Annotated in this window: 13 protein-coding genes; 5 read left to right on the top strand and 8 right to left on the bottom strand. The window is 61.4% G+C overall.

Annotated features, from left to right (window positions below; translation table 11 throughout):
- Positions 1-66 precede the first annotated feature (66 nt).
- The 4 genes from HU715_RS11320 to HU715_RS11305 all read right to left on the bottom strand — a co-directional run bounded on the left by HU715_RS11320 (position 67) and on the right by HU715_RS11305 (position 2,621).
- Positions 67-702 (bottom strand): YopT-type cysteine protease domain-containing protein, encoded by a 636-nt coding sequence (locus HU715_RS11320; protein ID WP_186704801.1) that lies wholly within the window; start codon positions 700-702, stop codon positions 67-69.
- Positions 703-928: 226 nt separating this feature from the next.
- Complete coding sequence (locus tag HU715_RS11315; protein ID WP_225917589.1) at positions 929-1,096, bottom strand: hypothetical protein; 168 nt, start codon at positions 1,094-1,096, stop codon at positions 929-931.
- A gap of 24 nt (positions 1,097-1,120) precedes the next feature.
- The gene (locus HU715_RS11310; protein ID WP_186704802.1) at positions 1,121-2,149 is read right to left on the bottom strand and encodes an alpha/beta hydrolase; all 1,029 of its coding nucleotides are present in this window, start codon (positions 2,147-2,149) and stop codon (positions 1,121-1,123) included.
- 25 nt (positions 2,150-2,174) lie between these two features.
- Positions 2,175-2,621 (bottom strand): cyclophilin-like fold protein, encoded by a 447-nt coding sequence (locus HU715_RS11305; RefSeq protein WP_186704803.1) that lies wholly within the window; start codon positions 2,619-2,621, stop codon positions 2,175-2,177.
- Positions 2,622-2,746: 125 nt separating this feature from the next.
- Between HU715_RS11305 and HU715_RS11300 the strand changes: the two genes are divergently transcribed.
- From HU715_RS11300 to HU715_RS11280, 5 genes are all read left to right on the top strand, one after another.
- On the top strand, positions 2,747-3,640 hold the full coding sequence (locus tag HU715_RS11300) for a LysR family transcriptional regulator (protein ID WP_186704804.1): 894 nt from the start codon (positions 2,747-2,749) through the stop codon (positions 3,638-3,640).
- A gap of 308 nt (positions 3,641-3,948) precedes the next feature.
- On the top strand, positions 3,949-4,431 hold the full coding sequence (locus HU715_RS11295; RefSeq protein ID WP_186704805.1) for a formate dehydrogenase subunit gamma: 483 nt from the start codon (positions 3,949-3,951) through the stop codon (positions 4,429-4,431).
- Positions 4,425-5,984 (top strand): formate dehydrogenase beta subunit, encoded by a 1,560-nt coding sequence (locus HU715_RS11290; RefSeq protein WP_186704806.1) that lies wholly within the window; start codon positions 4,425-4,427, stop codon positions 5,982-5,984. The genes HU715_RS11295 and HU715_RS11290 overlap by 7 nt, the downstream gene beginning before the upstream one ends.
- The gene (gene fdhF / locus HU715_RS11285) at positions 5,981-8,857 is read left to right on the top strand and encodes a formate dehydrogenase subunit alpha (protein ID WP_186704807.1); all 2,877 of its coding nucleotides are present in this window, start codon (positions 5,981-5,983) and stop codon (positions 8,855-8,857) included. Before HU715_RS11290 ends, fdhF begins: the two co-directional genes overlap by 4 nt.
- Positions 8,854-9,075 carry a formate dehydrogenase subunit delta gene (locus tag HU715_RS11280; protein ID WP_186704808.1) on the top strand — a complete coding sequence of 74 codons (222 nt, stop codon included), beginning with the start codon at positions 8,854-8,856 and terminating at the stop codon, positions 9,073-9,075. The genes fdhF and HU715_RS11280 overlap by 4 nt, the downstream gene beginning before the upstream one ends.
- Positions 9,076-9,174: 99 nt before the next feature.
- On the opposite strand, the gene HU715_RS11275 is transcribed toward HU715_RS11280, so the two are convergent.
- The 4 genes from HU715_RS11275 to HU715_RS11260 all read right to left on the bottom strand — a co-directional run bounded on the left by HU715_RS11275 (position 9,175) and on the right by HU715_RS11260 (position 13,405).
- Complete coding sequence (locus tag HU715_RS11275) at positions 9,175-9,495, bottom strand: isochorismate lyase (protein ID WP_186704809.1); 321 nt, start codon at positions 9,493-9,495, stop codon at positions 9,175-9,177.
- Positions 9,496-9,557: 62 nt separating this feature from the next.
- Complete coding sequence (locus tag HU715_RS11270; protein ID WP_186704810.1) at positions 9,558-10,076, bottom strand: cysteine hydrolase family protein; 519 nt, start codon at positions 10,074-10,076, stop codon at positions 9,558-9,560.
- Between the two features lie 925 nt (positions 10,077-11,001).
- Positions 11,002-11,715: a FadR/GntR family transcriptional regulator gene (locus HU715_RS11265; RefSeq protein ID WP_186704975.1), complete on the bottom strand. Its 714-nt coding sequence runs from the start codon at positions 11,713-11,715 to the stop codon at positions 11,002-11,004.
- A 163-nt stretch (positions 11,716-11,878) separates the two neighbouring features.
- Positions 11,879-13,405 carry a UxaA family hydrolase gene (locus tag HU715_RS11260; RefSeq protein ID WP_186704811.1) on the bottom strand — a complete coding sequence of 509 codons (1,527 nt, stop codon included), beginning with the start codon at positions 13,403-13,405 and terminating at the stop codon, positions 11,879-11,881.
- Between the last annotated feature and the right edge of the window lie 16 nt (positions 13,406-13,421).

Here is a 13,421-nt window from a genome sequence, read left to right as displayed (position 1 = left end):
AATAAATAACTGACGATGCACGTGCCGCCAATCAGTCATCCGATTCGACGTCGACATGAAGCTGCCTCAGGTCACGCTGACCGCGATCCAATTCGTTATAAAGCCGTAGCTGTCGCAGCCTTTCTTGACATCGGCGTAGTACTGCATCAGCTCCCATGGCGCGTAATTATCGACTGAATACTGGCCATAAATGGGATCAAAAAATACCAGCTCCCTACCTTTATTCGACGCCGCTACAGCGTGCGCTCCTCCACCGGAGAAGATAAAGGCTATTACATAGTGCCCTTCTGACTTGGTGACCAAGTCGAGCCAGCCGTTGTGGTCGCTCAAAATAGATCCAACATCTTTGCCAACCTCCGCTGCGCTAACGCAGAATGCAGCCGCCATCGCTTGGTAATAGGCCTCGCCCAGCATGCCCTCTGCTCCGTAGGCGCCCTTTTTGTTCTGCCGCACCTGCTGCGACTGCATCGCTTGCGCTGCGACCATGAGTGGCATGTGCGTGATTAGCTCATTCTTGCTCTGAAGCTTGCGGTTCAACTTTATGCTTTGACGGCACCAGAGCATCGAGTAAGCGAAGCAGTTGCCGTTTTTCTTTTGATCCTTCAGTGCTTTTTGAAGAAAAGGATTGGCGCTGGCGCCAAACTTGGTTCCAAAAGAGTGTTCTACGTTATTCAAGCCCAACGCTGGCCAGTCTAGGTTCATGCTTACTCTCCTTGTAACGCTATGAATTTTTGAAGGTTAACGTTGAAACATACCTTTCCTGCCTATCGACAGGGATGCTCTGACTGGCTGTTGGTTTACGCCAGAAACGATTCCAACCTCGAAGAGGGTATGCGTTGAGAAATGGTAGCCAAGCAAGCAGCATTCTGCCATCAACGCCAGGCGAACATTTTCCATCTGCCATGAGCGCTGGCGAGGCACGATCACGCTACCCGTATTCTTGCAACGCGTAGGTGCTGTTTCGGGTAGCAATCGGTCCGAGGGAGGCGACGTCCCTACTGGCCTCGTAATTGCGGCGTACCACCGGGTGGCCGAGGTAGCGCAATGGATCGACCACATCCTTGCGAATCAACGGGCCGCCGGGGAGTCTGGCCACGCCCCACATCGACTGGGCCAGATATTACTTCAGATTGCTCTGGAAGAACGTCGTCAGCTTATCGAACGGAATGAGGTCGACCCGATCATAAAGATCGACATGGCCAGCTCCGGGAATGATGACCAGTTCCTTGGGCTGACCGGCGAGCTTATAAGCCTCCTCGCTGAATTCCCGGGAGTGCGCATCGGCCCCAGCAATGAACAACATCGGATGCGGTGAAATGGTCTCGATGTCATTGAGCGGGTAGAAGTTCATGAACTTGATGTTGCTGGTCAGCGTCGGGTGCGTGGTCAGGTCTTTCGACGAGCCGGATGGCGTGAACTCGCCGCGCGGGGTGCGGTAAAAATCAAAGAATTCACGTTGGATAGGATGAATGTTGGCGTCCAACTGGTGCACCGTACCGCTGGTATAGAGCGTTTCACCGCCAGCGAACTCGACGTTACGCTGCTGGGTGGCTTGGGCAATGATCGACCGGCGCTGTTCGAGCGTTTGGGAATGCTTCAACCCGTTGCGATTGACGCCGCCCATGTCGTACATGCTCACCGTAGCAATGGCTTTCATGCGTGGGTCGATCTTGGCTGCGCTGATCACGAAGCTGCCACTGCCACAGATGCCGATCGCGCCAATCCGCTCCTTGTCGACGAAAGGCTGGGCGCTGAGAAAGTCCACCGCGGCGCTGAAGTCCTCGGCATAGATATCCGGCGAGACGGCATTACGCGGCCGCCCCTCGCTTTCGCCCCAGAACGACAAGTCCAGGGAAAGGGTCACGAAGCCTTTTTCCGCCATTTTCGTGGCATAGAGGTTGGCGCTCTGCTCCTTGACCGCGCCCATCGGGTGGCCGACGACAATCGCCGGGCTTCTGGTCTTGCCATTGAGTTTTTTCGGCATGAACAGGTTACCTGCCACGTTCATTTGATATTGGTTCTTGAAATTGACCTTCTGTACGGTCACGTCATCGCTGGTATAAAAGTTATCTGCGCCGTTGGACATATCGGCTCCTATGGCTGTGAGCGAAGTGACAAGAAGGGTGAGTAAAACGAAGATCTTTTTCATTGGGGATCCTGTCGATGGGGCGTTATCAGTGTTGGGAAAACATCACTTGCACATCTCGCCGGCCCAGCGCTTGAGCCAACTTCGCGGTGTCGTCCACTTGCCCAAGGCGGGTGTAGGCGTAGGTCGAGTTGAAGCTCGAATAAAAGACGACCAGGGTGTCCGTGCCGTACAGCATCAAGTCGCCGTTGCGGATCGTTCCCGGCTTGCTGGCTTCGGCAGGTAGCGCTTGGGGAAGGGTGGCGTATTTCTCGTTACGGTTGAGATCGCTCATCGCCACCGTCAGCGGCAACAACGTGACAAACGCGCGGGTGGCCGCGTTGTCGGCCAAGGTGATGGCGAAGCGGTGTTCGCCGACGGTCATCCACATCACCCTGTTCTCCGTTTTCGAGGGCGCCGACGCGGCACCACTCATCGTTGCGTAGCCGCCAAACACGAGCATTACCGCCAGCAAACCACGCCGGGCCGATCGCATCGCAGTTGTGCATGGGTCTCTGTTCATAGGGTTCATGGTGACTTGGGAACAGTGATGCGACTAGCTAATGAATGCTTAACAAGGCTATAAGCATGGCTAATCAATTTGCTTGAAGTGCTGCTGCCATGGTCAAAAGAAACCTCAACGATCTGCTGTCTTTCGTCACGGTGGCGCGCGAAGGCAGCTTCACGCGAGCTGCCGGGGCGCTGGGCGTCACCCAATCGGCGCTGAGCCAGGCAATCAGCGGGTTGGAAGCACGCTTGCAGATCCGCTTGCTGACGCGGACCACCCGCAGCGTTTCGCCGACCCTTGCGGGCGAACGGCTGTTGCACGCCATCGGTAATCGCTTCGATGAAATAGAAGCCGAGCTGGATAGGCTCACGGAAATGCGCGACAAGCCCGCGGGCACTGTGCGCATCACCTGCGGCGATCATGTCCTGCGCACGACCTTGCTGCCCAAACTGACCGGGCTGCTGCACGATTACCCGGATATCAATGTCGAGTTCGACGTCTGCTACGGATTTCGGGACATCGTGGCGGATCGTTTTGATGCGGGCGTGCGGCTGGGCGACACCATCGACAAGGACATGATCGCGGTCCCGATCGGCCCTGCGTTGCGGATGGCTGCCGTGGCTTCGCCAGCGTACTTTGCCAATCGTGCCGTTCCCGGGCACCCGCGTGATCTGGTGAACCATCGTTGTATCAACCAGCGTATGCCAACATCGGGCGGGCTCTATGTGTGGGATTTCGAGCGGCGGGGCAAGCAGGTGAACGTACGAGTGGACGGCCAACTCATTTTCAACACGTCGACTCATATCGTGCAGGCGGCAGTCGCTGGGCTGGGCGTCGCCTACCTGCCGGAAGAGGAGTTTGAACCCCATCTTCAAGAGGGGCGGCTGGTGCGCGTGCTGGAAGATTGGTGTCCGCCATTTTCAGGCTACTATTTGTACTACCCCAGCCGGCGGCAGCCTTCGCCTGCGTTTACATTGGTTGCCAATGCGTTGCGTCAATCCGATTAAGGGCGAGCGATGGTTCACATAACCACAGTGGGCGCATGTCGATTTCGTTCAGGCGGCGCGGATTAACGGGCAGGGCTTTCAAGAAGTCGCTTTCAGAACACGTTTCGTCGTCCATGTGCAATCGCCAACCCCCGGGAGTGGCAAGCTGTGAGGATGCCCCGGACCAGGTGCGCCAAAGACACCTGGCCGGAGAGCGAGAATGGCGATCGGATGTGCCACGCTACCGTGACGTGGGCCGGACGCCGCAGCCAAGACTCCGGACGGCTGCCGCTATGCGGCGGTGTCGTTCGAGATGCCGAGGTACGTTTATGCCCGATGAGACGCTTCACCTGCCCATGATCCACAGCGTGCTTGCGCGCGAAAAGGACACCCCCGGTGCCTTGCTGCCCATTCTCCATGCCATCCAGGCAGGCTGCGGGTATGTCCCCGACAGCGCCGTCCCGGAGATCGCCCACGCCCTGAACCTCAGCCTGGCTGAAGTGCGCGGGGTCATCAGTTTCTACCACGATTTCCGTACCACGCCGCCGGCGCGCCATACCCTGCGCCTGTGCCGGGCCGAGTCCTGCAAGAGCATGGGCGCCGAAGCCCTGGCTGCGCAGTTGCGCGAGCAACTGGCGCTGGACGATCACGGCACCAGCGCCGACGGCAGTATCAGCCTGCGGCCGGTCTATTGCCTGGGCGCCTGCGTCTGCTCGCCGGCCCTGGAACTGGACGGGGAGTTGCATGCGCGGATCACGCCCGAGCGCCTGCGTCAGTTGGTGAATGACTGCAGGGAGGAGGGCGCATGCTGACGCTCTGTATCCCCCGCGATTCGGTGGCCCGTGCCGTGGGCGCGGACAAAGTCGCGGCTGCGTTGACCGTTGAGGCTGAACGTCGACAGTTGCCGTTGCAGGTGTTGCGGACCAGTTCCCGTGGCCTCTATTGGCTGGAGCCACTGGTTGAGTTGGAGACGCCTGAAGGGCGCTTGGGTTTTGGCCCGGTCACGGCCCAAGACGTGCCGGCCCTGCTCGATGCGCTGGCCCATGATCCGGGCAGCCATCCTGCTGCCCTGGGGCTGGTGGAGAACATTCCTTATCTGAAAAGCCAGCAGCGCCTGTTGTTTGCCCGTGCTGGCATCACCCGGCCCTTGTCCCTTGATGACTATCGTGCCCAAGGCGGGTTTCTCGGCCTGGCCCGGGCGATCCAGATGGATGGCGCCGAGGTGGTCGCCAGCGTGCTGGATTCCGGCCTGCGCGGCCGCGGCGGCGCGGCGTTCCCGGCGGGCATCAAGTGGCGCACTGTGCGTGACGCGCAGGGGCCGCAGAAGTACGTGGTCTGCAATGCCGACGAAGGCGACTCCGGCACGTTTGCCGACCGCATGCTGATGGAAGGCGACCCCTTCCTGCTGATCGAAGGCATGATCATCGCCGGCATCGCCGTGGGCGCGACCATGGGCTACATCTACGTGCGTTCGGAATACCCGGACGCCGTCAGTACGTTGAACGACGCGCTGCACATCGCTCGCGAGGCCGGTTACCTGGGCACGAACGTGAGCGGCAGCGGTCGCGCCTTCGAGCTGGAAGTGCGAGTCGGCGCCGGCGCCTATATCTGTGGCGAGGAAACCGCGCTGCTGGAATCCCTCGAGGGCAAGCGCGGCACGGTGCGCGCCAAGCCGCCGCTGCCGGCGCTGCAAGGCCTGTTCGGCTTGCCGACGCTGGTGCATAACGTACTGACCCTGACCTCGGTGCCGATCATCCTGGAGAAAGGCGCGCAGTTCTATCGCGACTTCGGCATGGGCCGCTCCCTGGGTACGATGCCGTTCCAACTGGCCGGCAACGTCCGTCATGGCGGCCTGGTGGAGCGCGCTTTCGGCCTGAGCCTGCGGGAGTTGGTGGAAGGTTATGGCGGCGGTACCGCCAGCGGTCGGCCGCTGAAGGCCGCGCAAGTGGGCGGGCCGTTGGGCGCCTGGGTGCCGCCTTCGCAATTCGATACGCCGCTGGACTACGAAGCATTCGCCGCCATGGGCGCGATGCTCGGCCACGGTGGTGTGGTGGTCGCCGACGACAGCCTGGACATGGCCCAGATGGCCCGGTTCGCCTTGCAGTTCTGCGCCGAGGAATCCTGCGGCAAGTGCACGCCGTGCCGGATCGGCTCCACCCGTGGGGTGGAAGTGGTGGACCGCTTGATCGCCAGCACCGAAGCGGGTGACCGCCAGGAACAGGCCCTGCTGTTGCAGGACCTGTGCGACACGCTGCAATACGGTTCGCTCTGTGCCCTCGGTGGGATGACGTCCTACCCTGTCGCCAGCGCCCTCAAGCATTTCCCCGCCGACTTCGGTCTGGCGACCACGGAGGCTGACCAATGATCACCATCTTCGATCCCAGCACCGATATCGACCTGGGCACCCCGGCGCGTGACAGCGACGTGCAGGTCAGCCTGACCATCGACGGGCGCGAAATCAGCGTCGCCGCCGGCACCTCGGTCATGCGCGCCGCGGCCATGCTCGGCACCACCATTCCCAAGCTCTGCGCCACCGACAGCCTGGAAGCCTTCGGCTCCTGCCGCATGTGCCTGGTAGAAATCGACGGCATGCGCGGCTATCCCGCGTCCTGCACCACGCCGGTAACGGAGGGCATGGTGGTGCGCACGCAAACCTCCAAGCTCGCCACGCTGCGGCGCAACGTGATGGAGCTGTACATTTCCGACCACCCGCTGGATTGCCTGACCTGTTCGGCCAATGGCAACTGCGAGTTGCAGACCGTGGCGGGGCAGGTGGGCCTGCGCGAAGTGCGCTACGGCTACGAGGGCGCCAACCACTTGGCCGAGGCCAAGGACGTTTCCAACCCGTATTTCGACTACGACCCGAGCAAGTGCATCGTCTGCAGCCGCTGCGTACGCGCCTGTGAGGAAATCCAGGGCACCTTCGCCCTGACGATCACTGGGCGCGGTTTCGATTCCCGGGTGGAAGCGGCCGGCGGTGACAACTTCCTCGATTCCGAATGCGTGTCCTGCGGTGCCTGCGTGCAGGCGTGTCCGACGGCGACCCTGATCGACAAGAGCGTCGTGGAGATCGGCCAGCCGGAGCGCAGCGTCATCACCACCTGCGCCTATTGCGGCGTGGGCTGTTCGTTCCGCGCGGAGATGAAAGGCGAACAACTGGTGCGCATGGTCCCGGACAAGAACGGCCAGGCCAACCACGGCCATTCCTGCGTCAAGGGCCGCTTCGCCTGGGGCTACGCCACGCACCCGGATCGCATCACCAAACCGATGATCCGCAAGCACATCAACGACCCGTGGCAGGAAGTCAGCTGGGACGAGGCGGTCACCTATGCCGCCAGCGAACTGCGCCGGATCCAGCTCAAGTACGGGCGCGATTCCATCGGCGGCATCACCTCCAGCCGCTGCACCAACGAAGAAACCTACCTGGTGCAGAAACTGGTGCGTACCGCGTTCGGCAATAACAACGTCGACACCTGCGCCCGTGTCTGCCACTCGCCTACCGGTTACGGTCTCAAGCAGACCCTGGGCGAGTCCGCCGGCACGCAGAATTTCGATTCGGTGATGAAGGCCGACGTGATCATGGTGATGGGCGCCAACCCCACCGACGCGCACCCGGTGTTCGGCTCCCAGCTCAAGCGCCGCTTGCGCCAGGGCGCACGACTGATCGTCATCGACCCACGGCGCATCGACCTGGTGGATTCGCCCCACGCCCGCGCCGAGCTGCATTTGCAACTGCGTCCGGGTACCAACGTGGCGATGCTCAACGCGCTGGCCCATGTGATTGCCACCGAAGGCTTGATAGACCAGCCTTTTGTCGAGGCTCGCTGCGAGGCGGCGGACTTTGCCCGCTGGCGCGATTTCGTCAGCCAGCCGGAAAACTCGCCCGAAGTCCTCGGCCCGGTGTGTGGCGTGCCTGCCGAGCAGATCCGCGCCGCCGCACGGCTCTACGCCACTGGCGGCAACGCGGCCATCTACTACGGCCTCGGCGTTACCGAGCACAGCCAGGGCAGTACCTCGGTCATGGGGATTGCCAACCTGGCCATGGCCACCGGCAACATCGGTCGCGAAGGTGTCGGGGTGAACCCGCTGCGTGGGCAGAACAACGTCCAGGGCTCCTGCGACATGGGCTCGTTCCCCCACGAACTGCCCGGCTATCGGCACATCTCCAACGAAGCGGTGCGCGCCGAGTTCGAGCAAGCCTGGAACGTGACCTTGCAACCCGACCCGGGCCTGCGTATCCCGAACATGTTCGAGGCGGCGCTGGACGGCACCTTCAAGGCGCTTTATTGCCAAGGTGAAGACATCGCCCAGAGCGACCCCAACACCCAGCATGTGACGGCCGCGCTGTCCGCGCTGGAATGCGTGATCGTCCAGGACATCTTCCTCAACGAGACGGCCAAGTTCGCCCACGTGTTCCTGCCGGGCAGCTCGTTCCTCGAGAAGGATGGCACCTTTACCAACGCCGAACGCCGCATCTCCCGCGTTCGCAAGGTGATGGACCCGTTGGCCGGCAAGGCCGATTGGGAAGCCACCATCGCCCTGGCCGACGCCCTGGGCTACAAGATGCATTACAACCATCCTTCGGAAATCATGGATGAAATCGCCCGCCTGACGCCGACGTTCTCCCGCGTCAGCTACGCCGAACTGGAGCGCCACGGCAGCCTGCAATGGCCGTGCAACGATGCCGCGCCGGACGGCACGCCGACCATGCACATCGAGCAGTTCGTGCGCGGCAAGGGCCGCTTCATGCTCACCGGCTACGTGCCCACCGAGGAGAAGGTCAACAACCGTTATCCGCTGCTGCTGACCACCGGCCGCATCCTCAGCCAATACAACGTCGGCGCCCAGACCCGGCGCACCGAAAACGTCGCCTGGCACGAGGAGGACCGTCTGGAAATCCATCCGACCGATGCCGAGAACCGCGGGATCGTCGACGAAGACTGGGTCGGCATCGGCAGCCGTGCCGGGCAAACGGTACTGCGCGCGAGGGTGACCGAGCGAGTGGCACCGGGCGTGGTCTACACCACGTTCCACTTCCCGGAATCGGGCGCCAACGTGATCACCACCGACAACTCCGACTGGGCCACCAACTGCCCGGAATACAAGGTCACGGCGGTGGAGATCGTGCGGGTCAGCCAGCCTTCGGAATGGCAGAAGCGTTACCAGGCGTTCAGTGATGAACAAGGGCGCCTGCTGAGGGAGCGTCGTCATGCCGAGAAAGCGGAGGTGCGTCGATGAGCTCTGAAAGCCTGATCAAGATGGCCAACCAGATCGGTCAGTATTTTGCCAGTGAGCCAGACCACGCCGTGGCGGTGCGTGGTGTATACCAGCACATCAAGAGCTTCTGGACGCCGACCATGTGCCGCGACTTGATGGCCTGGCAAACGAAACATCCCGACGCTGTCCTGCACCCGTTGGTATTGGCGGCATTGATGGAGTTTGCAGAAGCGGCTTAGGAAGGAAATGCTGTAGAACCTGCACACAGCCCCGGCCGGCGCCCTTGTCAACGACGAAGGGAACCGACCGGGGCTGTGTGCATTTCAGTTATTGAAGAATCAGTTCCGGGATGGATGAGCCGCCCAGTGTTTCATTTCTTCGGCAGTGAAATGATTCACCAGGTCGCTGTACATTTTTTCGATGGCGTCCGGACTCAGGCCCTCGGCCTCGGCCCATTCCCGCCGTGTCGCCAGCATCGCCTTGAAACGCTCCGGCGCCCGTACCGATGTCGTCGACGTCTTGAACTTCGAGGCCGCGAGTACGTATTGAAAACGTTTGCCCAGCAGTTTGATGACGGCCTGATCGAGAGCATCGATTTCGCCTCGGATGTCCTCCATGTTGATGCATTCCGAGGGTTGTAGCCGACTGCAGACTTCCATGTGGATCACTCCTTTGGTTTGAGCAGGATCGGCCCAGCCTGGGCCGATGTTCTGATGTGGGGTTAAAAATCCCAGTCCTCGGCGCTGATGACCCGGCAAAAGGGCCCGGCCAGCGTTGTGTTGTGATGGGCAATGATCACGGGCGCCTTCACGTCCAGCGTGTCGGCACACGTGTGACCATTGGCGATCAGCACGGCATCGAAGCCCAGGTCCCGGGCGGCACGGCACGTGCTGTCGACACAATACTGGGTTTTCATGCCTGCAATCACCACACCTTCGGCGCCACAGGCCCTTAACTGCTCGGCCAAACCGGTCATGGCAAAGGCATTGGGACGGGTTTTTTCGAAGATCACCTCGTTGCCTGCCAACCGCAATTGCGGCAGCAGTTGCGTCAGTGGACTTCCCGGTTCGATGGGCGAGCCAGGCGGACCGACATGGCGAGCCAGGAAGACAGGAGCACCGGCGCTGTGAGCCTTGGTCAACAGGGCATTTAACGTATCCAGCAGCGCTTCACCTGCCCAAGGTTTATCCGGACCGTGAAACAACCCAACTTGCATATCGAGAATCAACAGTGCGTGCATCGTGCTTTCCTTGCGTTTGGGCCAGCGACGCAAGGGCAAAAGAAAAGGCCCTTACCATCGACTGGCGGGCCTTTGAGATACGTGTGTTATTCGCTCACGACACCTCACGACCCGCCTGGGCGGTCGTGGTCGTGGTGGTCGAGGTGATCTTTGGGAGATTCATGGTGCTGACAATATCGGCACGCCGTTGGGTTTGGCAAGCGGGGGTGTGAACTTGCTTGTGAAAGCGGTGGCGACTGTGCCGCCGCCATCGCGAGCAGGCTCGCTCCCACAGGTGGCTTGGACTGGTCGCAACATTGAGGTACCACCGATCAACTGTGGGAGCAAACCTTCGAGAATGCGTTGCTTGATGACGCCGAACACACCTGTGGCGAGGGAGCTTGCTCCCGCTCGGCTGCGCAGCAGTCGTAAACACCGGGCGCTGCGCTGTGCCTGACGAAACACTGTGGCTGGGTTGGGGCCGCTTCGCAGCCCAGCGGGAGCAAGCTCCCTCGCCACGGGAAGTAAATTCCCAGGAGATTTTCAGACCGCCGTTGGTCCCGCTACAAAGCATCGAAAAGGCGCTCAGCCTCTCAGGCAGATTGCCAAAGCTGGATGTCCCAGGCCAATGCGATTTCCCTGTGGGAGCAACTGTCTTGGATGGTTTATTTAGCCACCGCCTTCGCGAGCAGGCCCGCTCCCACACTGGATTTTCAGCGGACACAAACTTCATGTGCACCCAGTTCCTTGTGGGAGCGAGCCTGCTCGCGAAGGCGGTGGTTCAGCTTGCACAGAGGGGCGACTGTGCCGCCGCCATCGCGAGCAGGCTCGCTCCCACAGGTGACTTGGGGGGGCGCCACATCGAGGTACGCCACCGATCAACTGTGGGAGCGAGCTTGCTCGCGATGGCATTTGACCCGTCAACCAAGATCTCAAAACCGCCGGACTAGTCGCCCGAGTCTTCTGGTTCCAGCGCTTTCAGCCAGCGGTTCTCCGAACGGCTCAGATGCTGGCGCATCGAGGTTTGGGCACCGAGTACATCCTTGTGGGCCACGGCGCGCAGTATCGCCTCATGCTCGACGACCGCAGCTTCCCATGTCAGGGCATTCTCCGCATGCTTGCTCAGGTGCGCCGAAATCGGATTGTGTCGTTCATCGAACAGGGCCGTGATGATCCGCACCAGGGCAGAGTTGCCGCTCATCTTGGCCAGGCGCTGATGGAATTTACGGTCATCCTCCAACGGCGGCAGGCCGCTGGCGATGCTTGCGCGCATGGCGTCGATGCAGTCCTGCAGATAGCGGTAGTCACTTTTCTTGCCATGCAGACACGCCAGGATCACTGACTCACCTTCGATCAACGCCCGCGCCTGCATCAGTTCCGAAGGGCTCTCGCCCAAGGTCATGCTCGGGTGCCTTGCATCCTTGGAGATGGCGCGCACGTACACGCCGGAGCCCATCTTGATTTCGATGTCGCCGTCTATTTCCAGGGCGATCAGGGCCTCGCGAAGCGACGGCCTGGAGACTCCCAACAGTTGGGTCAAATCACGCTCGGGAGGAAGCCGAGCACCTGGTTTGAAATCCCCCTGGGCGATGTAGCTGCGCAGTTGATCGGCGATTTTCTGATAAGGCTTGCGTTCGGCGGCGTTGATCGGCGAGACCATGGGGTGAGCGTCCATCGGAGAGTCCGCAAAGGCTACCATAGCGGCTGAGGTGGGAGCGGGCTTGCTCGCGAAAGCGGCGGTACATTCAGCATTGATGCAAGCTGACCCGCTGCCTTCGCGAGCAAGCCCGCTCCCACAGAGAAAGGTGCAGTGACGGCCTCAATCACATCACCGCACCGATCTGCCAGGGCAGGAACTCGTTATCGCCCAAGCCATTTTCCTCGCTGCAGGTGCGGTGCCCGGACGCGGTCGCCAGCATCAGTCGGAACAACCGCTCGCCCGCCTGTGCAACCGATTCCAGGCCATCGACGATGCCGCCGGCGTTGAAGTCCATGTCCAGCTCCATGCGCTGGAACAGCTGGGTGTTGGTGGCGATTTTCAAGGAGGGCGTGGGCTTGCACCCATAGGTCGAGCCGCGGCCCGTGGTGAAGCAGATCAGGTTCGCGCCGCCCGCCACCTGGCCGGTCGCCGACACCGGGTCGTAGCCGGGTGTATCCATGAACACCAGGCCACGGGCATCGATCGTTTCAGCGTATGGGTAGACGCCCATCAGCCCGCTCGCACCGGCTTTCGCCACGGCGCCCAGGGATTTCTCCAGGATGGTGGTGATGCCCCCGGCCTTGTTGCCCGGCGAAGGATTGTTGTTCATGTCACCGTCGTTGTGGCGGACGTAGGCTTCCCACCAATGGATCCGCGCCATCAATTTTTCGGCGATGTCGGCCGACGCGGCACGGGCCGTCAGCAAGTGTTCGGCCCCATAGATTTCCGGTGTTTCCGAAAGGATCGCCGTGCCGCCCTGTTGCACCAGCAAGTCCACGGCCGCGCCGAGTGCCGGATTGGCCGTGATGCCGGAGTAGCCGTCCGAGCCGCCGCATTGCAAGCCGACGCATAAGTGGCTGGCGGCAACGGTCGTTCGCTGGCATTGGTTGATGAGGGGCAGCATCGCTTCAATGTGGGCGATGCCACGTCGCACGGCGTCGCGAGTGCCGCCTTCGTCCTGGATGACCAGGCTGGCCTTGAGCGCCGCGGGGCGATCCCCCAGTTCATTCATCAACGGGGTAAGTTGATTGACCTCGCAACCCAGGCCGATCAACAGCACACCGGCGAAATTGGCGTGATCGGCATAGCCGCGCAAGGTTCGCTTGAGAATATCGATGCCTTCGCCCTTGGCACCCATGCCACAGCCGCTGCCATGGGTGATCGCAACGACGCCGTCGACGTCGGCGAAATCTTTCAAGCGCTCGGCAGAAAAGGCGTTGGCAATCTGCTTGCAGACGGTTGCCGAGCAGTTGACGCTGGAAATGACCCCGATGTAATTGCGCGTGCCGACGCGTCCATCCTCGCGGACGTAACCTTCGAAGGTCGCGGGGTTGTCGCTCAACGACGTTGGGACATAAACATTCCGTACGCTGTGTTCGGCAGTGGCAATGGGCATGTCCAGGTTGTGCACGTGGACGTGATCGCCGGGCTCGATGGCCTGGGTGGCCTGGCCGATGGTCTGCCCGTACTTGAGCACCCGCTGGCCGGCCAGCACCCTGCGCAAGGCGATCTTGTGGCCGGACGGAACCGTCTGCCGGGCGATCAGGGTGAGGCCGTCGGCACTCACCGGCTGGCCCTCGAGGATATCGCCTCGGGCCACCGCGACATCATCACCCGGTGTCAAAACAAGCAAAGCATTAGGCGGGTTCATGGGGCGTCCTCCGATT

The sequence above is a fragment of the Pseudomonas zanjanensis genome, assembly GCF_014268745.2.
In the GTDB taxonomy this organism is placed as follows: Bacteria; Pseudomonadota; Gammaproteobacteria; order Pseudomonadales; family Pseudomonadaceae; genus Aquipseudomonas; species Aquipseudomonas zanjanensis.
Note: the sequence above shows the minus strand (reverse complement) of the source record. Positions and strands in the feature narration are given on the sequence as shown.